Origin of the sequence: Komagataeibacter melomenusus, assembly GCF_013155395.1 — a bacterium.
Taxonomy (GTDB): Bacteria; Pseudomonadota; Alphaproteobacteria; order Acetobacterales; family Acetobacteraceae; genus Komagataeibacter; species Komagataeibacter melomenusus.
This window is the reverse complement of the sequence record NZ_JABJWC010000003.1, coordinates 132,553-154,074: the sequence shown is the minus strand read 5'-3', so window position 1 is coordinate 154,074 and position 21,522 is coordinate 132,553. Positions and strand designations below refer to the sequence as shown.

At 65.1% G+C, this 21,522-nt stretch carries 19 protein-coding genes and 1 tRNA gene; 3 read left to right on the top strand and 17 right to left on the bottom strand.

Annotated features, from left to right (window positions below; translation table 11 throughout):
• Positions 1-87 precede the first annotated feature (87 nt).
• From HNW77_RS02550 to mnmE, 15 genes are all read right to left on the bottom strand, one after another.
• On the bottom strand, positions 88-1,665 hold the full coding sequence (locus HNW77_RS02550) for a DegQ family serine endoprotease (RefSeq protein ID WP_172155070.1): 1,578 nt from the start codon (positions 1,663-1,665) through the stop codon (positions 88-90).
• A 122-nt stretch (positions 1,666-1,787) separates the two neighbouring features.
• Entirely contained in the window at positions 1,788-2,249 is a 462-nt protein-coding gene (locus HNW77_RS02545) for a nucleoside deaminase (RefSeq protein ID WP_241694244.1), read from the bottom strand.
• A gap of 358 nt (positions 2,250-2,607) precedes the next feature.
• On the bottom strand, positions 2,608-3,279 hold the full coding sequence (locus tag HNW77_RS02540) for a histidine phosphatase family protein (protein WP_172155068.1): 672 nt from the start codon (positions 3,277-3,279) through the stop codon (positions 2,608-2,610).
• A gap of 37 nt (positions 3,280-3,316) precedes the next feature.
• On the bottom strand, positions 3,317-5,428 hold the full coding sequence (locus HNW77_RS02535; RefSeq protein WP_172155066.1) for a hypothetical protein: 2,112 nt from the start codon (positions 5,426-5,428) through the stop codon (positions 3,317-3,319).
• Positions 5,410-6,168 carry an RluA family pseudouridine synthase gene (locus HNW77_RS02530; RefSeq protein WP_172155064.1) on the bottom strand — a complete coding sequence of 253 codons (759 nt, stop codon included), beginning with the start codon at positions 6,166-6,168 and terminating at the stop codon, positions 5,410-5,412. The genes HNW77_RS02535 and HNW77_RS02530 overlap by 19 nt, the downstream gene beginning before the upstream one ends.
• Positions 6,165-9,014 carry a DNA translocase FtsK gene (locus HNW77_RS02525; RefSeq protein ID WP_172155062.1) on the bottom strand — a complete coding sequence of 950 codons (2,850 nt, stop codon included), beginning with the start codon at positions 9,012-9,014 and terminating at the stop codon, positions 6,165-6,167. The genes HNW77_RS02530 and HNW77_RS02525 overlap by 4 nt, the downstream gene beginning before the upstream one ends.
• A gap of 154 nt (positions 9,015-9,168) precedes the next feature.
• On the bottom strand, positions 9,169-9,744 hold the full coding sequence (gene rsmD / locus HNW77_RS02520; RefSeq protein WP_172155052.1) for a 16S rRNA (guanine(966)-N(2))-methyltransferase RsmD: 576 nt from the start codon (positions 9,742-9,744) through the stop codon (positions 9,169-9,171).
• Complete coding sequence (locus HNW77_RS02515; protein WP_172155050.1) at positions 9,744-10,520, bottom strand: pseudouridine synthase; 777 nt, start codon at positions 10,518-10,520, stop codon at positions 9,744-9,746. The genes rsmD and HNW77_RS02515 overlap by 1 nt, the downstream gene beginning before the upstream one ends.
• Positions 10,517-11,254 carry a gamma-glutamyl-gamma-aminobutyrate hydrolase family protein gene (locus HNW77_RS02510; protein WP_276592051.1) on the bottom strand — a complete coding sequence of 246 codons (738 nt, stop codon included), beginning with the start codon at positions 11,252-11,254 and terminating at the stop codon, positions 10,517-10,519. The genes HNW77_RS02515 and HNW77_RS02510 overlap by 4 nt, the downstream gene beginning before the upstream one ends.
• Before the next feature lie 145 nt (positions 11,255-11,399).
• Positions 11,400-11,475 (bottom strand) — tRNA-Lys (locus tag HNW77_RS02505).
• An 83-nt stretch (positions 11,476-11,558) separates the two neighbouring features.
• Entirely contained in the window at positions 11,559-12,458 is a 900-nt protein-coding gene (locus HNW77_RS02500; protein ID WP_172155046.1) for a ParB/RepB/Spo0J family partition protein, read from the bottom strand.
• Positions 12,455-13,282 (bottom strand): ParA family protein, encoded by an 828-nt coding sequence (locus HNW77_RS02495; RefSeq protein ID WP_172155045.1) that lies wholly within the window; start codon positions 13,280-13,282, stop codon positions 12,455-12,457. The genes HNW77_RS02500 and HNW77_RS02495 overlap by 4 nt, the downstream gene beginning before the upstream one ends.
• Positions 13,275-13,901, bottom strand: a complete 627-nt coding sequence (gene rsmG / locus HNW77_RS02490) for a 16S rRNA (guanine(527)-N(7))-methyltransferase RsmG (protein WP_172155044.1) — start codon at positions 13,899-13,901, stop codon at positions 13,275-13,277. The genes HNW77_RS02495 and rsmG overlap by 8 nt, the downstream gene beginning before the upstream one ends.
• On the bottom strand, positions 13,901-15,772 hold the full coding sequence (gene mnmG, locus HNW77_RS02485; RefSeq protein WP_172155043.1) for a tRNA uridine-5-carboxymethylaminomethyl(34) synthesis enzyme MnmG: 1,872 nt from the start codon (positions 15,770-15,772) through the stop codon (positions 13,901-13,903). The genes rsmG and mnmG overlap by 1 nt, the downstream gene beginning before the upstream one ends.
• 12 nt (positions 15,773-15,784) lie before the next feature.
• Positions 15,785-17,092 (bottom strand): tRNA uridine-5-carboxymethylaminomethyl(34) synthesis GTPase MnmE, encoded by a 1,308-nt coding sequence (mnmE, locus tag HNW77_RS02480; RefSeq protein WP_172155042.1) that lies wholly within the window; start codon positions 17,090-17,092, stop codon positions 15,785-15,787.
• A 99-nt stretch (positions 17,093-17,191) separates the two neighbouring features.
• Between mnmE and HNW77_RS02475 the strand changes: the two genes are divergently transcribed.
• The gene (locus tag HNW77_RS02475) at positions 17,192-17,644 is read left to right on the top strand and encodes a methylated-DNA--[protein]-cysteine S-methyltransferase (protein ID WP_172155090.1); all 453 of its coding nucleotides are present in this window, start codon (positions 17,192-17,194) and stop codon (positions 17,642-17,644) included.
• A gap of 29 nt (positions 17,645-17,673) precedes the next feature.
• A complete protein-coding gene (locus HNW77_RS02470; RefSeq protein ID WP_172155041.1) occupies positions 17,674-18,645 on the top strand; it encodes a quinone oxidoreductase family protein in 972 nt (323 codons plus the stop codon).
• Here HNW77_RS02470 and HNW77_RS17965 read toward each other — a convergent pair.
• On the bottom strand, positions 18,607-18,738 hold the full coding sequence (locus HNW77_RS17965; protein ID WP_275942130.1) for a hypothetical protein: 132 nt from the start codon (positions 18,736-18,738) through the stop codon (positions 18,607-18,609). The genes HNW77_RS02470 and HNW77_RS17965 overlap by 39 nt on opposite strands.
• A 17-nt stretch (positions 18,739-18,755) precedes the next feature.
• Complete coding sequence (rho, locus tag HNW77_RS02465) at positions 18,756-20,066, bottom strand: transcription termination factor Rho (RefSeq protein WP_172155040.1); 1,311 nt, start codon at positions 20,064-20,066, stop codon at positions 18,756-18,758.
• Between the two features lie 313 nt (positions 20,067-20,379).
• On the opposite strand from rho, the gene HNW77_RS02460 reads away from it, so the two are divergent.
• The gene (locus HNW77_RS02460) at positions 20,380-21,510 is read left to right on the top strand and encodes a glycosyltransferase family 61 protein (protein ID WP_172155039.1); all 1,131 of its coding nucleotides are present in this window, start codon (positions 20,380-20,382) and stop codon (positions 21,508-21,510) included.
• Positions 21,511-21,522 lie beyond the last annotated feature (12 nt).

The following is a 21,522-nucleotide window of genomic DNA, read 5'->3' as shown; positions in this document are numbered from 1 at the left end:
GCTACACCCCCGTCCCCGCCCCTCACATAAAAAGGGCCAGGACAGAACTGCCCCGGCCCCATATCAATCCGTTCGGTTCACCCGCTCTTACTGATCGTCATCATCATCACCGGTCGCCGCATCGTTATCATCGGCATTGGGGCTGACCGCCACGAACACGCTCTGCCCGTTGCGCACCACGCGCAGCAGCACCGAGTGATTGGCCTGGAAAGCCTGCCGTATGGCCGAGACGGTCGCGCGCGGGTTTTCAACCGGCACTTCACCCACCGCCTGAATGACATCACCGGCATGGATACCGGCCTGCTCGGCGGCCGAGCCGGGCTGCACGTCGCTCACCACCACACCGCGCACGCTCTCCTCCAGTCCGAGCTGCTGGCGCAGGTCAGGCGTAAGCGGGGCCAGGGTTACGCCCAGCCTGGGGCCCTTGTCGGCATCATGCGTGCTGTCGCCCACCGTGCCATCAGCCGTGCCGCCCTTGCCCAGGCTCGAAATCAGCACGGTTGCCGTTTGCGGCTTGTTGTTGCGCAGGTAGGAGATCGACGCCTTGGTGCCCGGCGTAATGGAGGCCACATTGACCGCCAGCGTATGGGGCGTATCGATATTCTGCCCGTTCAGCTGGGTCACCACGTCACCGGCCTTGAGGCCAGCTTTCTCTGCCGGACTGCCCGCGCTGACACTGGCCACCAGCGCCCCGGTGGCCGGCGCCCCCGTGGCCGAAGGCTTCAGCCCCAGCGCACTGGCCATGGACGGCGTGATTTCCTGCGCCGTAACACCCAGATAGCCGCGCGTGACATGGCCGGTCTTTTCAAGCTGCTCGACAATATTCTTCACGGTATCGGACGGAATGGCGAAGCCAATGCCGATCGACCCGCCTGAAGGCGAGAGGATGGCGGTGTTCACCCCCACCACCTTGCCATCCTGCGTGAACAGCGGGCCGCCGGAATTGCCGCGATTGATCGGCGCATCCACCTGGATGAAGGAATCATATGGCCCATCGCCAATATCACGCCCGCGCGCGGAGACGATGCCCGCGGTCACCGTGCCGCCAAGGCCGTACGGATTGCCAACGGCCACCACCCATTCGCCCGGCTCGACCTTGTCGGAGTCGCCAAGTTCGATAAAGCGCAGCTTGCCCGAGGGCGAGACCTTGAGCAGGGCGATATCGGTCTTGGAATCACGGCCCACGATCTTGGCGGGCAGCGCCGTGCCGTCATCAAGCGTGACCGTGACCTTGGTGGCCCCCTTGACCACGTGGTTGTTGGTCACGACGTAGCCATCGGGCGAGATGACGAAGCCCGAGCCACGCGCCTCGACCGTGCGGTGCGCCTGCTGCGGCATCATCTGGAACGGGAACGGGAACGGAAAGCCGCCCTGCATGCCGCCACCGCCGCCCATTTCCTCGCCGGTGTCAGCATCCTTGATGCGGGCCGTGATCGAGACCACCGCCGGCTTGACCTGCTTGACCAGGTTGACGAAGTTGGGCAACTGCTGGATCTGGGTATCGGGGTGGATGACCCCGGTTTCATCGGCCCGCGCCACAGGTGCGCAGACCAGCCCCGCCCCGATAACCGTGCTGGCTACCAGAGAGGCCAGCAACCGTGTGCGAAACCGGCGGGAGGAAAGGGTGTTCGACCGTACTACGTCTGACATGGCATCCCTGAGCATGGAGGTCCTGCTGAAATCTCGAAACAACGGGGCGGGACTGGCCGCCTGGGCATTACAGTCCCATTCCCTGCATTGTGCCGCAAGAGAGCCGACCCGTGTTATACCGTTGCATGACAAATAGGTTAGACGCGCTTATGGGCAAAAAAATCCCGTAGCAGCGCCCCGGCCTCACGCTCACGCATGCCGCCCACCGTTTCGGGCCGGTGCAGGCAGCGGGCCTGCGCGAACACCCGCGGGCCATGTTCCACGCCCCCGCCCTTGGGGTCATACGCCCCGAACACAATCCGGCCGATACGGAAATGCACCGCCGCCGCTGCACACATGGGGCATGGCTCAAGCGTGACATAAAGCGTGCAGTCCGCCAGGCGCGCCCCGCCGCGCAGGCGGGTTGCAGCACGCATGACCTGCATTTCGGCATGGGCGGAGGGGTCATGCCATTCCTCCACCCGGTTGCCCGCGCGCGCAAGCACCTGCCCCTGCGGCCCGGCAAGGGCGGCGCCTACCGGCACCTCGCCGCGCAGCGACGCGGCCCGCGCCTCCGCCATCGCAATATCCATGAAATAAGCCGGGCGCGGACGTGTCATGCCTGCATGATACCCGGCCCCACGGCGATGGACCAGCACGCCGCGCAGGACTCCAACTTTTTTACTGGATTGCCGCAACCGCGCCCGGGCATGATGGTCAACCGGTCAGGTGACGGGCCTCGGCCCTGCGACGGACCAGGGCAACCGCGCCAGCAGCGGAGGGAATGGTCATGCACACGCTTTCGCTCATTCTGGCAACCGCCGCGATCGTGGCGGGTCTGGCCGCATCCAATGACCTGCATGCCGCACGCCCCGCCGAGACCTGCCTGCTGACATGCGCCCTGCGCTGAGAATTACGCTTAAATAATTGTAAAGAATAAAAGTTTTTGGTGAAGCTTTTATTCTGCATCCCCGTTTCTCAAGGCAGTGGCAGGTCGTTCACGGTCACGATGCGCCACCCCTCCGGCAGGCGCTCGATCACACTCAGCGCCAGGTTCTGGATGGAGAAATGCAGCGCCGTTTCAGGGTGAATGCGCAGGGCATGGGCCAGGGCCGCGCGGATGGCGCCCCCGTGGCTGACCACCACCATGTCCTGCCCTTCATGCTCGGCGGCAAGGCGGTCAAGGCAGGACCCCACGCGCGAGCACACCTGCACCATGCTTTCGCCCTGCGGCGGCAGTTCCGTTGCCCCCACCGACCAGAACGGGTGGGCGGGCAGGCTCAGCTTATCGGGCAGCGTATCATGCGTAATGCCGTGCCATTCGCCCATCGACTGTTCGGTCAGGTCAGGCTCCACGCACCATTCATGCGGGCCGTAGCCTGCCTTCTGGATGGCGCGCGCGGTATGCTGGGTGCGCGATAGCGGCGAGGTGAACCACAAGGCGGGCCTGGGCAGGCGGCGGGCCAGCGTTTCGTACATCGCGCGCTGCGCCACGAGGCTGTCAGGGCAGAGCGGCACATCCATCGCCCCATACAGCCGCATGCGGGCATTTTGCTCCACCAGGGCATGGCGGATCAGCCAGAAGCGGGTCACCCCCTTCTCCAGTTGCGGGGTATCAAGAAAATTGCCGTGGTTGGTCTGTATCGTCACGCCGGGAATCCATCATGGAAAAAACAGGGAAAAGTCATCAGGCAGGCAGGATCGCGCGCGCCCGCCAGCCATGCGGCAGGTAGGTCTGCACCGGGGCCATGGTGGCAAGGCGGGACCAGTGCCGCAGGATCAGGCCAATCTTGTCAAGGATGCGCCCCACATTGCGCGCCTCGCGGCGCAGGCGTTCGGTCGGGTCCATGCCCTCATGCGAGGGTTCGCCCGAAACCAGCCGCGCGCCCGCCGAAATCCGCAGCGCGCCTGCCAGTGCGCCCGGCAGGGCAGGATGGGCCAGCGGCACCGGCTGGCCCACATGGCATAGCACCGCGGCAAGGGCGACATCCGGATCATCAGCAGGGATGCAGCCGGAAAGATCGGTATTGAGCCATGCATATAACTGCCGTGCCTCGGCCACTGCCAATGGGCGGAAGCCGCCATCAGGGCTGTCGGGCGCGCGGACAAAAAAGCTCATGATGGTGGGCAGGCAGTCCCATGCCTGATCCGGGCCGGGCCGGGCGGGGGCAACAGGTGGCAGCAGTTCCAGCACGGGGCTTGCTGCGATCTGCGCCGTTACGGCGGCAAGGAACGTACGCAGCCGGTCGCGCACCACGGCGCGGGGTATGGCGCCAAACGCCGTTATTTCAGCCAATGCCGCCTGCCAGCGCAGGATAAGGCCGATATTGTGCCCTGCAGGCAGGCTGTCGCGCGCGGGGCCTGCGGGCCAGGCGGCACGGTAGCTGTAATCCGCAAGCCCAACGGGCAGGCTGCGCGGGCCATCCAGCCTGCGGCGCACGCAGGCAGGCAGCAGCAGCGCCCCGCAGAAGGGTGGCCCGGTAAAGAATTTGGAGCCGGTCACCATGACCATCCAGCCCATGTCCAGATAGGCGCGCACCCGTGCCGGTTCGAGCCGCGCCTGGCAGGCATCCACCACCACGTCGGGCCGGTCGCCCGAGTCCGTTTCCAGCGGGGCGGTCGCCTGTTCCAGCGCCGCAAGCCCCGGCGCCAGCAGGCCCGTCTTGGACAGGTCAAGCCGATGCAGCAGCACATGGCGACCGGCGGCGCGCAGTTCATGCGCCAGGCGGCAGGTCTGCGCGTCCACCTCTGGCAAGGCGCGGACATGGCCCGCCCCATCGCGCATGGGCACGTTGGCCACCTCCGTGTCATCGGGGAAGCCTGCAATGCGCGTACCCCGCGTCACACCGTGGCCAAGGGCCGTATCATTGGCAAAATGGCGGCCCTGCGCCGCCAGGGGCACGCCGCTGCCCGTCTCCTCGGGGGCAAGGAGGATATTGCTGACGGGGCGGCCACCGGGCGCCAGCGCCGCGAGGGCCAGTGCATAGAGTTCGCAATCCGTGCCCGAAGGGGCCAGCACGACGCCCTCCGCTTCGGTCAGGCCAAAAGAGCTGGCGATGCGGGCCTGTATGTCGGCATCCTGCGCCAGGGCTGCCGCCTCCGCCTGCCCCTGCAATGCCCCCGCCACCAAAGCGAGACGGGCCGTTTCGGCGCCTGCAAAGCCGCGCTCGGACAATGACGAGGCCGTGGACGAGGCAAAGGTGATGGCCCAGGGCCGGGGCCGGTGCGAACAGCCATAATGGTTCAGCCCCGTTGCCGGGTCCACTGCCAGCCGGGCATCGCCACCCGTGGCCATCAGGGTCTCGATCGGGCCAAGCAGCTTCCACAACGGGACAAGCGCGCCGTGCAGCGCCGTGAAATCAGCCGCTACCGGCCGCGCTGCAAGGGCTGGCTGCAAAGGGGCAAGCGCGGGCCATATCGCGCGCAGGGTGGCGCTGTCCGGCACATCGGGGCCAGCCATGGGGGGCACCCACGCGGCAGGTGCATCGCTATCGGTGCGACCCGTATCAAGGTACCAGAACAGGGCTGCCGTGCGGGCGGCGCAGAAGGCGGCATGAAAGGGCTGCCGGGGCGCGCGTTCCAGCAGGGCGGCGAGTTCCAGCGCATGGCGCAGGAAGAAGGCCGTCTGCTCAAGGTTGCCCTGTAATGGCAGGCCGAGCACGATCCCCCCATCGGGCAGGATGCGGAAAGGTGCTTCGAGCACCGGGTCCAGCACGATACGCCGCGCGCCCGCAATCACCCGCAGGTCTGGCCGTTCCAGAACACGCAGCAGTTCCTGCGTCAGAGTATGGGCGAACACCGTGCTGTTTCCTTTTCCACGTTGGCAGGCGGCACGACCCAGCCCGCCTCGGCCATGATGTGGCGCATATGATCCGGTGGAGGGGCCAGAGCCCGTACGGGCGGGTCAAGCGGCAGGATGATGCCGCGGCTCATGAGATGTAGCGCCCCCGGCCCGGGCGCGCCATAGCGCCCGTCCCCCCGGATGGGGCAGCCAAGCAGGGCGCAGTGCGCGCGGGCCTGATGGGTGCGCCCGGTTTCCAGCGCCAGTTCCAGCCAGCTTATGGGCGCACCCGCCGCATCCCGGCCCTGCCCCAGCACCCGCCACCGCGTGCGCGCGGGCGGCGCGCCTTGTACATTGGCCTGCATACGCCACTGCCCGGCCTCTTCCACGCGGGCAAGCGGGGCCTCGACCACGCCAGACAGCCCCGCGGGCATGCCATGCACGATGGCCCAGTAGGTCTTGCGGGCGCGGCCTGAGGCAAAACAGGCCTGCGCGGCCACGAGCGCCTGCTTGCGCAGCGCCACGACCAGACAGCCCGCCGTGTCCTGATCCAGCCTGTGCGCCAGCCATGGCCCGTTGCGATGGCGTGAGATGAGGGGAAACCAGTCCTCGACGCTCGCCCCGCCCTTCCGGCCGGGATGGACCGGCAGCCCCGGCGGCTTGTCGAGCACCACGAAGCGGTTGTCACGGTACAGAACCGTGAACGGCAGGGGGCCTGTGACCTGCACGGAGGCATGCCGGGGTGGAGGGGGCCTCATTCGTCTTCCGTCGGGCGGCGCATCAGCACTTCACGGCGGCCCACGTGGTTGGCCTCGCTGACCAGCCCTTCCTTTTCCATCTGCTCGATGATCTTGGCCGCGCGGTTATAGCCGATCGAGAGATGGCGCTGGATGAAGGAAGTCGATGCCTTGCCTTCACGCGCCACCACCTCAACCGCCTGCGCGAACAGGCCATCTTCCTCAGCACCACCAGAGGGGGCGGCGAAGGGCTTGTCCGCGCTGTCTTCTTCCTGCGGCGAGATGACATCATCATCATAGATCGGCTCGCCCTGCGTGCGCAGGAAGGCCACCACGGCCTCCACCTCCGCATCCGCCACGAACGGGCCATGCACGCGCGTGATCCGTCCGCCCGCCTGCATGAACAGCATGTCGCCGCGGCCCAGAAGCTGCTCGGCCCCCTGCTCGCCCAGAATGGTGCGGCTGTCGAACTTGCTGATAACCTGAAATGAAATGCGCGTGGGGAAGTTGGCCTTGATGGTGCCGGTAATCACATCGACCGAGGGGCGCTGGGTGGCCAGGATGAGATGGATGCCCGCCGCGCGCGCCTTCTGGGCGAGGCGCTGCAGCAGGGATTCGATCTCCTTGCCCGCCACGATCATGAGATCGGCCATCTCGTCCACCACGATGACAAGATAGGGCAGCGAATCAAGGGCAAGCTGCTGCTCCTCGAATGTCGGCTTGCCGGTTTCGGGGTCGTAGCCGGTCTGCACGCGCCGGGTCACGATCTCGCCACGCTCGCGGGCTTCGGTCACGCGCTCGTTGTAGCTGGCGATGTTGCGCACCTGCAGGTGCGCCATGGCGCGGTAGCGGCGGTCCATCTCGCGCACCGCCCATTTCAGGGCCGCGACCGCCTTGGCCGGTTCCGTCACCACCGGCGTCATGAGATGGGGAATGCCTTCGTAGATGGACAGCTCAAGGATCTTGGGGTCGATCAGGATCAGGCGGCACTGCTCGGGCGAGAGCCGGTAGAGCAGTGACAGGATCATGGAGTTCACCCCCACCGACTTGCCCGACCCCGTGGTGCCCGCGATCAGCAGGTGAGGCATGGCGGCAAGGTCGCTATAGACCGATTCACCCGCAATATCCTTGCCAAGCGCAAGGTTGAGCCGCGCGGGGGAATGCGCCCATCGGGGGTCCATGAGCAGTTCGGAGAAATAGACCGTCTCGCGCCGTGAATTCGGCACCTCGATGCCAATCACGTTGCGCCCCGGCACGGTGGCGATGCGCACGCTCAGCACCGACAGGGAACGCGCCACGTCATCCGCCAGGCCAATCACGCGGGCGGCGCGGATGCCGGCTGCGGGCTGGAGTTCATACAGCGTGACCACCGGGCCTGCATGATAGGCCACGATCGTGCCCTGCACCCCGTATTCGGACAGCACGGTGACAAGCTGGGCGGCATTGGCCCTGAGCAGTTCCTCCGTCGGCTTGGTTGTTGAGGCAGGCGGCGGCGGCGTAAGCAGTGAAAGCGAGGGAAACTGCCATTGCGGCTGCGCCGGAGGCGTATAGGCAGGCGTGGCGGACGCCGCGGGCGCAGGCGACTCATATGCCTCGGGCCGGGCGGGCGGTTCATCGGCGCGCGCGCCACCGGAGAAAAGGCGCGAGAAGATATTGGGGCGCGCAGGCTCGTCACTGGCGGATGGCGTGCCCGGATGGTCGGTCACGGGCCGGTTTTCGGGCGACACGGGCTCGTCATGCCATGGCGCGCGATCGGCTGCCGTGTCATCGCCCCCCATGAGCAGCGGCTGCGGAATATCCTCATCCATGCCCGGAGGGTGCATCCAGTTACTCTGCAATGACACCTGAGCCGGTCGTCCGCCTTCCGCCTTGCGGCTGCCGGGCAGCGCGGGGGGCGCCGTATCCTTCGCCCTGCCCGTGGTGGCGGGCATGTTGGGGGCATCTGGCGCGCGCAGGCCGCCCGCGGGGGCTGCATCATGCACCGCCATCAGGCCCGTGCCGGAGGCCATACCCGCCTGCGGGGGGGCAGCGGCCGCATGCGGCGCGGGGGCTGTCAGGCCGGTATTGAAAAGCGGTTCGTCCTCTTCCCCGATCAGCGCCGCCATTGAGGACGGGGGCGCTGCGGCAGGCGCCGCCTGTGCCGCTGGCGGACTGGCCGGTGCCGGTTCCTGCGCCCTGCCCCGGCCGGATTCGGGCCGGGCTGTCATGCGGCGCAGCCAGGCTGTCAGCGCCACGGGCTGACGCAGCCCGAACAGGAGGCCCCGCCCCATGCCCTGCCATTCCGACAGGGACAGGGCGAAGGCGAGCAGCACCAGCAGGGAACCAAGGACCAGCCCCAGCACCCAGACGAGCACAGGCCCGCCACGCCCCATGAACACGGTGGCGGCCTGAATGGACATATGCGCGACCGACAGGCCAACCGCGCCCCCAAGCCCCGCCTGCGTCGGCCATTGCGGCGCATGCAGCCCCGACAGCAGCGGCAGGGCCGCAACATCGGCCGCGATGACCGGCAGGCCGCATAACAGGGCGATGAGACGCAGCAGCGCCGATGCCAGACCATGGTGGCGGATCAGCCGCCAGCCCCAGGCCATGAGGCAGAAAATGGCCAGCGTGCCCACGATCCCGAAATCCTGGAGCATGAAATCGGCCATATAGGCGCCCGGCCGCCCGAGCAGGTTGCCCGGCGGCTGCGCGCTTGACGTATTGGCGGAGGGATCGCGCGGGTCATAACTCCATAACGCAATGGCGAGACACAGCGCCAGAATCCACAACCCCACGCCACCGGCTTCAGCCAACCGTTCACGCAGGCGCGAGCGGGCCGGACCAGAGGAGAGTGATTCAGGAAAAAAACGGCTGAAGATCGCCAAAAATCCATATCCCGATCATAAGGCCCGCCTGCGGGGACCAAAAGCACGAGGGAGATGACCTTGCATGCCGCGCCTGCCATTCCCGCCAAACAAAACAACTATAACCCTGTCCACACGACAGAAAGAAGGCCGACAGGATAAAATCGGCGATGAATCACCCGTTATCATCCGCCGCATGCCGCCATGCATACAGGCACGCCGCCCCATGCCGCCGCTCGAGCAGCAAGCGCGGCACGGCCACGGGGGGCGCTTCGGTCGCAGCCGTCTCGACCACGATGAGGGTGCCGGCGTGCAGCCAGCCGCCACGTTCCAGCACGGCGAGCGCCCGACCGGGCAGGTCGTGGTTATAAGGCGGATCAAGAAAAACCAGATCGGCGGGTGCGGCGGCACCGCGCGGTGGCAGGCGCAGCATGTCGCAGGCGCGAATCGTGGCGCGGTCCTGCATGCCGCAGCCGCGCACATTATCGCGCAGACAGCGCAGGGCCGCGCGGTTCTGCTCGACAAACAGCGCCGATGCCGCCCCGCGTGAAAGGGCCTCGAGCCCCAGGGCACCCGTTCCGGCAAACCCGTCGAGCACATGCGCGCCGTGCAGCAGGCCTGTCCCGGCCCAGGGCGCATGGGCCAGCGTATCGAACAGGGCCTGGCGCACCCGGTCCGCCGTGGGCCGCGTGACCTGCCCCGGCGGGGCCAGCAGGCTGCGGCCCCGGCACTCACCCGCGATGATGCGCATCAGGCGCCGCGCGGGGTCTTGCCGCCCGCAAGGCCCGCAACCTGCTCACGGATCACCTTGCCGGTCACTTCCTCAAGTTCGCCGCGCTTGAGGGTACCAAGCTGGAACGGCCCGTAGGAGGTGCGGATCAGGCGGCTGACATGCAGGTTCAGCCCCTGCATCACCTTGCGGATCTCGCGGTTCTTGCCTTCACGCAGCGACACGGTCAGCCACGCATTGTCACCCTTGACGGAATCAAGCTGCGCCTCGATCGGGCCATAGCGCACGCCCTCGAACTCGCTCCCTTTGATCAGGGATGCCAGCGCGCGCTCGTCAACCACGCCGAACACCCGCACACGGTAGCGCCTGATCCAGCCATTGCTGGGCAGCTCCAGCCTGCGGGCCAGCGCGCCATCATTGGTGAGCAGCAAAAGCCCCTCGCTGTTCAGGTCAAGGCGGCCCACGCTGATGACGCGCGGCATGCCCGGCGGCAGGGAATCGAACACGGTGGGGCGATCCTCGGGGTCGCGGTGGGTTGTGACCAGCCCGTCGGGCTTGTGGTAGCGCCACAGCCGCGTGCGGTCGGGCGCGCCGACAACCTTCTGTTCAACCTGAACGATATCGCCTTCATCGACAAAAGTGGCCGGATGGGTGACCGCCACGCCGTTGAGCTGCACCTTGCCCTCGGCAATCAGGCGCTCGGCATCACGCCTGCTGCACACACCCGAACGGGCCAGCCATTTGGCAATACGGTCGCCACGCGCGGAGGGAGCCGGGGGGGAATGGTCCTGTGTCATGTTCCTGTCTGCCTCGCAGCGTCGATCAACCCTTCGAACAGAAGACGGTCTCCTGCCGATATGCCAAATTCGGGGTGCCACTGCACCCCCATACAGAACGGATGGCCGGGAAGCTCAATGGCCTCGACCACGCCATCGGGCGCCGTGGCGCTGACGACTCCGCGCCCGGCATCCGCCACCGCCTGGTGGTGCGATGAATTGACTTCCAGCGTCGCGCACCCCACCAGCCGCGCAAGCTGCGTGCCGGGGGTAACATGCACCACATGCCCGGCTTCATCACGCGGGTTGGGCTGTTCATGCGCCAGGGCTGCGGGATAGGTGTCAGGAATATGCTGCACCAGCCGCCCGCCAAGCAGCACCGCGAGCAGTTGCATGCCGCCACAGATGCCCAGAACGGGTCGCCCCAAATCCAGCCCTTCCCCGAGCAGCGCTATCTCCGCCGCCGTGCGGCGCGGCTTGGTCTGCACGGTGGCATGCGGCGGCTCATCGCCATACAGCTCGGGCGGCACGTCAAAGGCGCCACCCGTAACCACCAGCCCATCGAGCCGCGCCACCATCTGCGCCGCCTGTGCCACGTCATGGCCCAAAGCCACCGGCAGGCCGCCACAGGCGGAAATCATGTCCATGTAGTTCTGGCGCAGCGCATACCACGCAAAGCGGGAATAGCCGCCCGTGGTGGAAGGCGGCTCGCTATCCAGCGTGACGCCAATCAGGGGCGCGTGCAACGCGCTCACGACCCAGACCCTGCGGGGCGGAGGAACGGAGTCATCATGCTGTTCCCCCCTTCTGTGCTGCAAGAGTGCCATGCTGCGTGCATGATACAAAAAATCCCCACCGGCAAAGCCTTGATGGGGACCTCTGTAATCTTATTAAACCCTATGGTGGGCGCACAAGGGCTCGAACCTTGGACCCGCTGATTAAGAGTCAGCTGCTCTACCAACTGAGCTATGCGCCCACAGGGTTACCCTCTCGGGTGAGAGGGCTTCTAGCAGTCACCCCATTGGGTGGCAAGGGGTTTTTTGAACTTTTTTACATTTTCTAGCGCTGGAGCAGCCGCAGCAGGCCATCGAACTGCTCGAGCGAGCGGTAATCGATCTTCAGGCTCCCGCCCTTGCCGTCAAAGCTGATCTGCACTTTCAGTCCCAGCCTTGTGGCAAGATCGCGCTCGAGGGCAGCGATTTCGGGGTTGCGGGCCGCTTTCTCCCCCTTCTCGCGCGCGGTGGCGGCCTTGCGCTCGTGCTGCCTGGCCAGGGCCTCGGTCTGGCGCACGTTCAGCCCCTGCGCCAGCACCACCTTCAGCGCCGCCACCGGGTCGGGATGCGCCAGCAGGGCGCGCGCATGCCCTGCGGACAGGCTCTGATGACGCACCGCATCGCGCACGGGTGGCGGCAGTTGCAGCAGGCGGACCATGTTGGCCACATGCGGGCGCGACTTGCCGATGGCGCTGGCCAGTTCATCCTGCGTCAGTTCGTAATCATCAAGCAGGCGCTGAAGGCCCTCGGCTTCCTCGATGGCGTTGAGATCGGCGCGCTGGAGGTTTTCCACCAGCGCTGCGGCCATGGCATCGCCATCATCAAGCGGGCGGATATGCACCGGCACGTCATGCAGCCCCGCAATCTGCGAAGCCCGCCACCGGCGCTCGCCCGCGATGATCTGGTAAGTGCCCGGACGCTGCGGATGGGGCCGGACCAGAATGGGCTGCAAGATGCCGCGCACGCGGATGGAACTGGCCAGTTCATCCAGCGCGCCCGGTTCCATCTGCTGGCGCGGCTGGAAGGGGCTGGGTTCCAGCACATCGACCGGCAGGCTGGAAATGGCTTCGGGTGCCTTGCGGCCCTCGACCGCGGGGGCTGCGGGCAGCGCATTGACCTGCTCGCCCAGCAGTGCTGCAAGCCCACGGCCCAGACGGGGGCGACCGGCTTCCTTCTTGGTTTTCACGCGCGTGCCTTCCCTTTGTGGCCAGATGACAGGCCAAGACGCTGCGCCAGTTCGGTCGCCAGCGCCTGATAGGCCTGGCTGCCCGACGAGCGCTGATCGTAATTCATGACCGGCTGGCCATGGCTCTGTGCCTCGGAGATGCGGATATTGCGGGGGATGAGGGTTTCCATCACCCTGTCGCCAAAGAAGCTGCGGGCATCATCGGCCACCAGTTCCGACAGGTTGTTACGCCGGTCGTACATGGTCAGCACGATGCCATCGAGCCTGAGCGCGGGGTTGAGCCCCTTGCTTACGCTATTGACGGTGCGCACCAGCTGGCTGATGCCCTCAAGCGCAAAGAACTCACATTGCAGCGGCACGATTACCGACTGGGCGGCCACCAGCGCATTGAGCGTAAGCAGGCCAAGGCTGGGCGGGCAGTCGATCAGCACCACGTCATAATCGCTGCCGATCTGGGCCAGGGCCTCGCGCAGGCGGTATTCCCGCCCTTCCGCCATGACCAGTTCAAGCTCGGCGCCAGCCAGTTCGGTATCCGCCGCAATCAGCGACAGGCCGGGCACGGCACTGGCCTGCACCACGCCTGCGGCGCGCGCGCCATCTTCCAGCATGGCATAGGTGCCGCTGCTGCGGGCATCATACCCCACGCCGAGGCCGGTCGAGGCATTGCCCTGCGGGTCGAGATCAACCAGCAGCACCTTCAACCCCGAGGTGGCCAGCGCGGCCGCCACGTTGATGGCGGTGGTTGTCTTGCCCACGCCGCCCTTCTGGTTGGCCAGCGCGATAATGCGGGGGGAAGACGCGGACCGGCTTCCCGTATCATTCATTGTTATGGTCTCTGACACGCCTGATATCGCTCAATTCTAGAATCACACCATCCGTATTGGTACGGCTTGGAATCCGGGTTGTCGCCATGTGCCAATCGGCACGGGCCATCGTCAATTCTTCCCCTGCGTTGCGTCCTTTCAGAAACAGGCAGACACCATCGGGCCGCAGGAACCGCGAGCCCCATTCCAGCAGGCGCGACAGGGGGGCAAGCGCCCGGGCCGTCACCACCTGCGCGGGGGGTACATCGGCCACTTCCAGCCGCTGCGCGCACACCCGCACCTTCACCCCCGCCACCCGCGCCGCCTCGCGCAGGAAGGCGGCCTTGCGCTGGTCGGATTCAATCAGCGTCACGTGCGCATCGGTCGCGCACGCAATGACCAGGCCGGGAAAGCCCCCGCCCGAGCCCATATCAACCAGATCCACGCCACCGGGGGGGATCAGGCTGGCAAGTTGCAGGCTGTCCCCGATATGACGTGACCACAGATGCGGCAGGTCATGCGGGGAGACCAGATTGATGCGCGCATTCCAGCGCAGCAGCAGGTCGGCATACCGTTCCAGCCGTTCACGTGTTTCACGTGAAACATCGGCCAGCACCGCCACGGCTTCATCACGCGCCATCAGGCTGCCACCTGGCGCTGGCGAATATGCGCCAGCAGCGCCACAAGGGCTGAGGGTGTAATGCCGGGAATACGCTGGGCCGCGCCAAAGGTTACGGGCCGGACGCGGGCAAGGCGTTCCTGCATCTCGCTGCTCAGCCCGCCTACCTGCGCGTAATCAAGGTCAGGCGGCAGGGCGATGCGGCCCTCGGTAGCAAGCTGGCGGATCTCGCGATCCTGCCGGGTAATGTAGCCGCTGTAGCGGGCCTCGGTGGCCAGATGGCGGGCCACGCGGGGCGGCAGGCCAGCAAACCAGGGCGCGATGGTGGCGATCATGGCAGGCGTTGCGTCAGTGGCCAGCACATCGAGCAGCGAGCGCGCCCGCCCATCTGCCGAGACACTGATCCCGGCCCGGCGCAGAAGCTCCGGCGCATAGGTTTCCTGCCCCGCCCGCTGGGTAGCCGCGTCAATCGCCGCCTGATCCGCCTTGAACCGCGCGGCGCGTGGTGCTGTCACACACCCCCATTCCATGCCGCGTGGCGTAAGCCGCAGGTCAGCGTTATCAGCCCGCAGGGTCAGCCTGTATTCTGCGCGTGAGGTAAACATGCGGTATGGCTCGGATACGCCCTGCGTGGTCAGGTCATCAATCATGACCCCAATATAGGCATCGCCACGCTCCAGCGTTACCCCTGCCTCACCCGCAGCATGCCGGGCGGCGTTGATGCCCGCGATCAGGCCCTGTGCCCCGGCTTCCTCATAACCCGTCGTGCCATTGACCTGGCCTGCAAGGAACAGGCCGGGCAGGCTTTTGAGTTCCAGCGTGGGGGCGAGTTCGCGCGGGTCGACATAGTCATATTCCACCGCGTAGCCCGGCCGCACGATGCGGCAGTTTTCCAGCCCCGGAATGCTTTGCAGCATTTCAAGCTGCACATGGGCAGGCAGGCTGGTGGAAATGCCATTGGGGTAGACCAGCCCGCCATCCGGGTTGCCGGGCAGACCTTCGGGTTCGAGAAAGATCTGGTGAGACTCCTTTTGCGCGAACCGCACCACCTTGTCCTCGATGGAGGGACAGTAGCGCGGCCCCCGGCCAGAGATCGCGCCACCATACAGCGCCGAAAGGTGCAGGTTCTCGCGAATGATCTCATGCGTGCGCGGCGTGGTAGCCGTGATGCGGCACGAGACCATGGGGTTGGTGATGGAATCCGTCATGCGGCTGAAGGGTTCGGGTTCGGCATCGCCCCGGTCTTCGGGCAGGCTGTCCCAGTCGATGCTGTCGCGCGCGATGCGGGCGGGCGTTCCGGTCTTGAGGCGGCCCATGCGCAGGCCGAGGGCGGCCAGGCGTTCACCCAGCGCATTGGCGGGCCGATCCCCTACCCTGCCCGCCGGTTCGCTGTCATGCCCGACATGGATGGTGCCGCGCAGGAAGGTGCCGGTGGCCAACACCACGGCACCGGCGGAAAACACCCGGCCATCCTCACACACCACGCCACCCACGCGGCCCTGCGCATCGAGCAACAGATCGCCCGCAGCGCCTTCCACAATCTCCAGCCCAGCGGTCTGCTCGAGCAGGTCCTGTATGGCCTGCCGGTATAGCGTGCGGTCTGCCTGCGCGCGCGGGCCATGCACCGCAGGCCCCTTGGAGCGGTTGAGCAGCTTGAAGTGAATGCCCGCCCGGTCGGCGGCAATACCCATCAATCCGTCCAGCGCATCGATCTCGCGCACCAGATGCCCCTTGCCGATGCCACCAATCGCCGGGTTGCACGACATGATGCCCACCGTATCGCGCCGGTGCGTGAGCAGCAGGGTGCGCGCACCCGTGCGTGCGGCAGCGGCGGCAGCTTCGCACCCCGCATGGCCGCCTCCGACCACAATCACATCATAGGCCCGATCCATCACCCCTTGCTCCTACTTGCCAATACAGAACTGGCCAAACACGGTATCCAGCAGCGCTTCCACATCCACGGCACCCGTCAGGCGACCAAGCGCGCGCATGGCCAGCCGCATTTCCTCGCCCCGCATTTCCGGCCACGCCAGCGCAAGCGCGCGCCCGATATGGTGCGCTGTCTCCTCAATCGCGGCACGATGGCGCGCGCGGGTCAGCGGGGCATTGGCCCGGCCTGCGGTCAGGGCGCGGGCTTTCCCGGCCAGCACTGTCCGTAGCACATCCATGCCCGCATGGGTGAGAACACTGATGCCAATCGCCCCTTCAGGCGCCGCCTGCTGGTCGATCTTGTTGCACACCAGCAGGCCAGCTTCTTCCAGCCGGGGTGGAAGGGTGCTGCCGGTAAAGACCTGCACCACGCAATCGGCCTGTTTCACGTGAAACATTGAGCGCCGCACGCCTTCGGCTTCAATCTCGTCCTCTGTTTCGCGCAATCCGGCGGTATCGACAAGCGTTACCGGCACATCCCCCAGCACGATACGGGTCTCGATTGCATCGCGCGTAGTACCGGCACGGGCGGATACGATCGCCGCATCCCGCCCCGCCAGCGCATTGAGCAGGCTGGACTTGCCCACATTCGGCTCGCCCACAATGGCAAAGACCAGCCCCCGGCGCAGCCGCTCCGCCCCTTCGCCTTCATGCAGATAGGCGGTCATGGTGGTGTGCAGCGCTGTCAGGCCATCGAGCAGGCCCTGCTCCACTTCAGGCGGCAGTTCTTCATCAGGGAAGTCGATCAGCGCTTCCTGATGGGCCAGCAACGTGCGCAGCCTGTCAGCCCATTCATGGTACAGGCGGCTCTGCGCGCCATCAACCTGGGCCAGCGCCTGCCGCCGCTGGGCCTCGGTCTCGGCATCGATCAGGTCGGCAATGCCCTCGGCCTGCATCAGGTCAAGGCGCCCGTTGCCAAAGGCCCGGCGGCTGAACTCGCCCGGCTCGGCAGGGCGCGCGCCAAGGGCGACGAGCGTATCGGCCACGGCATTGATCACGGCGGGGCCTGCATGCAGGTGCAGTTCCGCACTATCCTCGCCCGTGTAGCTGTCCGGACCGGGGAACCACAGCACCAGCGCGCGATCAAGCAGCACGGGCGTGGGGACCTGCCGGTTCCACAACCCGCGCAGCGAGGCCCGGCGGGGCGCAGGCAGGCGGCCGCACAGGCTTTCCACAATCCGGCCACTCCCCTTCCCGCTCAGGCGCATGACCGCAATTGCCGCGCGCGACAGGCCGCTGGCCAGGGCGAAAATGACCGGGGGCGAACCATCATTTTCCTGCATTCTTGCCTCCATCAGGTCATCATCATTTTGCCGGTGCTGCGAACGGCGTTATCGTTCACCTCTTTGTCCTGATCAAGGTGACTCATGCCACAACTTTCAATGCATTCGCCATTGGCGCCCCTCACCGTCTCCGCCGAGGATGGGAAGATCGTGGCGCTTGACTGGGGCTGGGGCCGCGACCAGGAAGAAACACCCCTGCTGGCGGAAGCCCGCTCCTGGCTGGAAGCCTATTTTGATGGCGAGGCCGCGCTGTGCCAGCTACCGCTCGCCCCCTATGGCACGCCAGAGCAGCAGGCGGCGTGGCAGTTCATGCTGACCATTCCCGTAGGCCAGCAGGTCAACTGGCGCGAGGCCGCCCATCAGGCTGGCGTATCGCCCGAGACCATTCTCAGCGCCTGCGCGGAGAACCCCATCCCCATTTTCATTCCCTGCCACCGCATCGATTTTGCCGACTGCCCGGATTACGACCCCGACAGCTACCCCGGTGATGAAGGCGCGCGCGACCGGCAGTTCCTGCTCGACCTTGAAACCCTGTCCGCCACCCCGCTTTGACCCTGCATAACCGAACAGGAGCCACGATCATGAATACCATCATCCGCGTACATGACTATGGGGGGCCGGATGTCCTCCGCGTGGAAACACTGCCCGAACCGACACCCGGCCCCGGCGAAATCGTGCTGCGGCAGGAGGCGATCGGCGTCAATTTCATTGATACCTATTTCCGCAGCGGGCTGTACAAATTCCCTGCCCTGCCCGCCATTCCCGGCATGGAAGGCGCTGGCACCATCACGGCGGTCGGTGCCGGCGTCACCGGCCTGCAGGCTGGCATGCGGGTGGCCTACCCTGCCACACCGGGCGGATACGCCGCCCTGCGCACCATCGCGGCAGACCGGGTCGTGGTGCTGCCAGCCGATATTACGGCCCAGACAGCCGCTGCCATGATGCTGCGCGGCCTGAGCGTGCACATGCTGCTGCGCGCGGTGTACAGCGTGCAGCCGGGCGATGACATTCTGGTCTATGCGGCGGCAGGCGGCGTAGGGCTGCTCATGTGCCAGTGGGCGCGGCATCTGGGCGCGCGCGTGATCGGCGTGGTCTCCACGCCTGAAAAGGCGGCACTGGCCAAGGCCAATGGCGCGGCGGATGTCATCATCGGCACCGACAATGTCGTCGAACAGGTCCGCACCCTGACCGAAGGCCGCATGCTGCCGGTGGTGTATGACAGCCTTGGCAAAGCCACGTTCGAGACCAGCCTGTCCTGCCTGCGCCCGCGCGGGTTGATGGTCAGCTACGGTAATGCCACAGGCGCCGTGACCGGGGTGGATGTCGGCACGCTGGCCAGCCATGGCAGCCTGTACCTCACCCGCCCCCTGCTCATGACCTATATCGCCCAGCGCGCGGCCCTTGAGCATGCGGCGCATGAACTGTTTGCCCTGGTTGAAAAAGGCGTGCTGACACCGCGCATCGGCCAGTCCTTTGCGCTGAAGGACGCGGCACAGGCACATACCGCGCTGGAATCACGCAAGACCACTGGCAGCACCATCCTGCTGCCCTGATAAAAGTTTTTGGGTGCCGCCCGCCTTTTTTAAAGCTTCACCAAAAACTTCCAATAAAAAACCCCGGCCATAAAGCCGGGGTTTCTGCTTCATCACACGTCCTGATGCGATCAGGTATTCATCGCATCGAAGAAGTCGTGGTTGGTCTTGCTGTATTTCAGCTTGTCGAGCAGGAAGTCCATCGCATCCATCGTGCCCATCGGCGCAAGGATACGGCGCAGCACCCACATCTTGGCCAGGTCGGCACGGTCAACGAGCAGTTCTTCCTTGCGCGTACCACTCTTGGTGATGTCGATCGCGGGGAAGGTGCGCTTGTCGGCCAGCTTGCGGTCAAGGATCAGTTCCGAGTTGCCGGTGCCCTTGAACTCTTCAAAGATGACCTCGTCCATGCGGCTGCCGGTATCGATCAGGGCGGTGGCGATGATGGTCAGCGACCCCCCTTCCTCGATGTTACGGGCCGCACCAAAGAAGCGCTTGGGGCGCTGGAGCGCATTGGCGTCCACACCACCGGTCAGCACCTTGCCCGATGAGGGCACGACCGTATTGTAGGCGCGGGCCAGACGGGTGATGGAATCGAGCAGGATCACCACATCACGCTTGTGTTCGACAAGGCGCTTGGCTTTTTCCAGCACCATTTCCGTCACCTGCACGTGGCGGGTGGCAGGCTCGTCAAAGGTGGAGGACACCACTTCGCCGCGCACGGAGCGCGCCATGTCGGTCACTTCCTCGGGCCGCTCGTCAATCAGCAGCACGATGAGGAAGACCTCGGGGTGGTTGGCGGAGATGGAGGAGGCGATGCTCTGCAGCATCACGGTCTTGCCGGTGCGCGGGGGGGCCACGATCAGCGCACGCTGCCCCATGCCGATGGGCGAGACGAGGTCGATCACGCGGGAGGTAAAATCGCGGTTCGGGGTCTTGCCCTTCCCCTTGCCGGTGGGCACTGGCGCTTCAGCGCCGCCCACGGCCGAATTCTCGACTTCCATCTTCAGCCGCCGCTCGGGGTAAAGCGGGGTCAGGTTGTCGAAGTTGATGCGCTGGCGCACTGCCTCGGGCGGCTCGAAATTGATGGCGTTGACCTTGAGCAGCGCGAAATAACGCTCCCCATCGCGCGGGGCGCGGATCTGGCCTTCCACCGTATCGCCGGTGCGCAGGCCAAAGCGGCGGACCTGGCTGGGGGAGATGTAGATATCATCCGGCCCCGGCAGGTAATTGGCCTCGGGCGAGCGGAGGAAGCCAAATCCGTCGGACAGGATTTCAAGCGTGCCGTCCCCATAGATGGCCTGGTCATTATCGGCCAGGGTCTTGAGGATCGTGAACATCAACTCCTGCTTGCGAAGAGATGATGCGTTTTCAATATTCAGACTTTCAGCATAAGCCAGAAGGTCTGCTGGAGATTTGGCCTTGAGTTCGGCGAGTTGCATGCAGGATGTGCCTATAAGTGGGCAGTTCACGGAGGGAAAGAAAAGTCAGCAATCAGGGGAATTAAAGGCACGCCAGAAAAGGGTGCCTGACCATGTTCGGATGAAACGGTTGATGCTGCTTGACTGATAGGTGGGAATTGCAGCGGCACTGAAGCACCTGCTGTAATTGCGGTCTTTAATATGCTTTCATACACCACTTGTCAAGCACCTGCTCATCTTTATGGCCGGTTTTACGCGCTGCTGGCCTGATGGATACGTTACATTAATCATTCACATCTACCGTGCGGCACGCCATTTTTGCCGGAGCCGTAGGATGCCAATTTCCATCAAGCCTTTTTTTGACATGTCATGGCTGCGGACCGTCGAGGAATACCGCGAAATTTCCAGGCAGATCCCCCAGAAGATCATCATGCCTCCCCCGGCGTGGAAGGGCGCAAGCTCCGAGAAGCTCGAGACAGGCATCCGGCGTTATAATGCCTTTGCGGAAAATGGATCTTTTTTCACGCCTTCCCTGAGCACGAACCTGTGCACCATCCGCAACGGCAAATTCCTGGTCGGGCATGGCATGGACGGCCTGATCCTGAATGAAAACAACCAGCCCATTCCCAATACGAACCTGCTGATAAAAAATACCAGTATTGGCCGTGTCAACAACTACGCCATTGACCTGCCGGTCCAGCACCATTTCGATGAGATCTTCGTAAGCTTCGATGGCGCGTGGAAAAACTATTTTCACTGGCTGACATTCGTCATTGCCCAGGGTGCGATGGCCAAGGATATTCTCGGCCCCGATGTCCAGATCGCCGCACCGGCCCACGACATCGACAATGACGAAAGCCTGCCGGGCTACAGCCGGGATGTCTATAACCAGTCCATCCATTTCAGCGGGTTGCGCAACAACATCGTTCCGCTGAGATCGGGGCTGTATTCCGCCCGCAAGATCCATTTCTTCCTGCTGTTTCCGATGGACCCGCTGCACGTCATCTTCAATCGGAAATTCTATGATATTTTTGAGGCCATGCAGAAATTCGTGCCTGCTGTCACGAACTCGCCCAGGAACATCTACCTCGCCCGCCGAGGCAACGCACAGGAACGCATCCCGCCCGCATCTCTGGACATACTGGAACGCGAACTGGCGCAGCGAGGCTATACCAAGGTTCATTTTGAAGGCCACGACCTGCTAACGCAGATGGCCTGTATCCGGAACGCAAAAAACATCGTCTCACCGCATGGGGCCGGGCTGACCAATATCCTGTTCGGCAACAGCAGGCTCAGGGTCATGGAAATAAACCGCCAGATCGACGGCCCGAAAAGTGGCTTTCGTCCGGCCTACTTCCTGTTCAGCAACGCACTGGGCAACCGTTACCTGAATGTTGACGGCGATGAACTCGGCACGAGCAGCACCAACATCACCCAGGCGCTAGATCAGTTCGAAGCCCTGTAAGCCGCCGGCCTG

What these genes read in the sequence shown, in the direction of transcription:
- rho (WP_172155040.1), bottom strand. Translation starts at nt 20,066, where the DNA reads ATGCAACTCGCCGAACTCAAGGCCAAATCTCCAGCAGACCTTCTGGCT.
- rsmG (WP_172155044.1), bottom strand. Translation starts at nt 13,901, where the DNA reads ATGGCGCGTGATGAAGCCGTGGCGGTGCTGGCCGATGTTTCACGTGAA.
- HNW77_RS02515 (WP_172155050.1), bottom strand. Translation starts at nt 10,520, where the DNA reads ATGACACAGGACCATTCCCCCCCGGCTCCCTCCGCGCGTGGCGACCGT.
- HNW77_RS02470 (WP_172155041.1), top strand. Translation starts at nt 17,674, where the DNA reads ATGAATACCATCATCCGCGTACATGACTATGGGGGGCCGGATGTCCTC.
- mnmG (WP_172155043.1), bottom strand. Translation starts at nt 15,772, where the DNA reads ATGGATCGGGCCTATGATGTGATTGTGGTCGGAGGCGGCCATGCGGGG.
- rsmD (WP_172155052.1), bottom strand. Translation starts at nt 9,744, where the DNA reads ATGCGCATCATCGCGGGTGAGTGCCGGGGCCGCAGCCTGCTGGCCCCG.
- HNW77_RS02545 (WP_241694244.1), bottom strand. Translation starts at nt 2,249, where the DNA reads ATGACACGTCCGCGCCCGGCTTATTTCATGGATATTGCGATGGCGGAG.
- HNW77_RS02460 (WP_172155039.1), top strand. Translation starts at nt 20,380, where the DNA reads ATGCCAATTTCCATCAAGCCTTTTTTTGACATGTCATGGCTGCGGACC.
- HNW77_RS02495 (WP_172155045.1), bottom strand. Translation starts at nt 13,282, where the DNA reads ATGAATGATACGGGAAGCCGGTCCGCGTCTTCCCCCCGCATTATCGCG.
- HNW77_RS02530 (WP_172155064.1), bottom strand. Translation starts at nt 6,168, where the DNA reads ATGAGGCCCCCTCCACCCCGGCATGCCTCCGTGCAGGTCACAGGCCCC.
- mnmE (WP_172155042.1), bottom strand. Translation starts at nt 17,092, where the DNA reads ATGCAGGAAAATGATGGTTCGCCCCCGGTCATTTTCGCCCTGGCCAGC.
- HNW77_RS02475 (WP_172155090.1), top strand. Translation starts at nt 17,192, where the DNA reads ATGCATTCGCCATTGGCGCCCCTCACCGTCTCCGCCGAGGATGGGAAG.
- HNW77_RS02550 (WP_172155070.1), bottom strand. Translation starts at nt 1,665, where the DNA reads ATGCTCAGGGATGCCATGTCAGACGTAGTACGGTCGAACACCCTTTCC.
- HNW77_RS17965 (WP_275942130.1), bottom strand. Translation starts at nt 18,738, where the DNA reads ATGAAGCAGAAACCCCGGCTTTATGGCCGGGGTTTTTTATTGGAAGTT.